This is a genomic window from Halomonas sp. PBN3, from assembly GCF_000475415.1.
In the GTDB taxonomy this organism is placed as follows: Bacteria; Pseudomonadota; Gammaproteobacteria; order Pseudomonadales; family Halomonadaceae; genus Halomonas; species Halomonas shengliensis.
The window spans coordinates 1-1266 of sequence record NZ_AXCA01000215.1; the positions used below are offsets into that span (position 1 = coordinate 1).

Genomic DNA, 1266 nt, shown 5'->3' on the forward strand with positions numbered 1-1266 from the left:
AAGCTGTCGGCCAGGCCGATGGCCATCACCGGCACGGCGCCGAGCAACAGCAGCCCGGTGTAGGTGCGGCGCGGGCCGAGTCGGTCGCACAGCACGCCGATCAGCAGGCGTACCAGCACGGTGATGGCCACCGAAGCGATGATGGTGTTGCCGATCTGGGTCTTGGTCAGGCCCAGGTCATCGCGGACCACCGCCATCAGGGGGGCGATGCCGAACCAGCCGAAGAAGCAGAGGTGAAAGGCGAACCAGGAGAAGTGGAAGGCGCGCATCTGGGGGGTGCTGAAGTTCAACAGGCGGATTCTGTTGGCCTTGTTGTGGATTTCCATGGGGGTACCTCGTCGAATGACGTTCGAACACACGATCTCTTGGGCCTTCGCCGTTGAAGGTCGGGTCCGACGCACTCGTACTCCCGGGGAGCCTGGTCCACGTCCACCAATGCTTGATTCATATCAAGCAATCGGCCTGCCAGTAGTGGATTTTCCCTATGGGTATCAGCTTTTTAGAGGCTCTTCGGCCGATGAGAAGCGGCACCCCGGCCGGGGCCGGGGTGCCGTGAGGGTGCAGGGCGAAGCGCCTTCGCCCCGGGATGGTGCCGGCTGCGCCGGGGGGCGTTCAGCGCAGCGACAGGGCGCCGGCGCCGGTGTCCTCGCCCACGGCGTCGCGGTAGGCCTGGGCCTCCTCGGCTTCGACTTCCGGCGAGAAACGCACCACCAGGGCACACAGGGAGGCGATCAGCACGGCGATGCCCAGGTAGAAGAGCCCCTGCTGGTAGGAGAGCGACTCCGAGCGGAACAGGAAGCCCGCGGCCACGGCTCCGGCATTGCCGCCGGCACCGACGATGCCGGCCACGGCGCCCAGCGCCTTCTTGTTGATGAAGGGCACCACGCCGAAGGTGGCGCCCTCGGCCATCTGCACGAAGAGGCTGAACACCAGCATGATGCCGATGGCGAGTGCCAGCACGTGCATCTGCGAGAAGAACATCAGGGCGACGCCCTCGCAGAGCATGGCGATGAACAGCCAGCGCACCCGGCCCTTGAGGCCGCCGTTGCGGGCGAAGAGGTCGGAGAAGATGCCGCCCAGGGTGCGGGCGAAGAGGTTCATCAGGCCGAACAGGCCGGCGATCATCCCGGCGGTGGCCAGGGTCAGGTCGAAGTGGTCGAAGAAGTAGATGGCGGCGATGTTGTTGATGGTCAGTTCGACGCCGAAGCAGGCGGCGTAGACCACGAACAGCGCCCAGACGCGGACGTCCTTGGCGGCGGCCTTGAA

Annotated in this window: 2 protein-coding genes; both read right to left on the reverse strand. The window is 65.9% G+C overall.

Annotated elements, in window-relative coordinates:
• Positions 1–326 (reverse strand): MFS transporter (locus tag Q673_RS0118840; protein WP_031218784.1); only part of this gene is annotated, 326 nt, incomplete at its 3' end.
• Between the two features lie 286 nt (positions 327–612).
• Positions 613–1266 (reverse strand): MFS transporter (locus Q673_RS34340; RefSeq protein WP_023007342.1); only part of this gene is annotated, 654 nt, incomplete at its 5' end.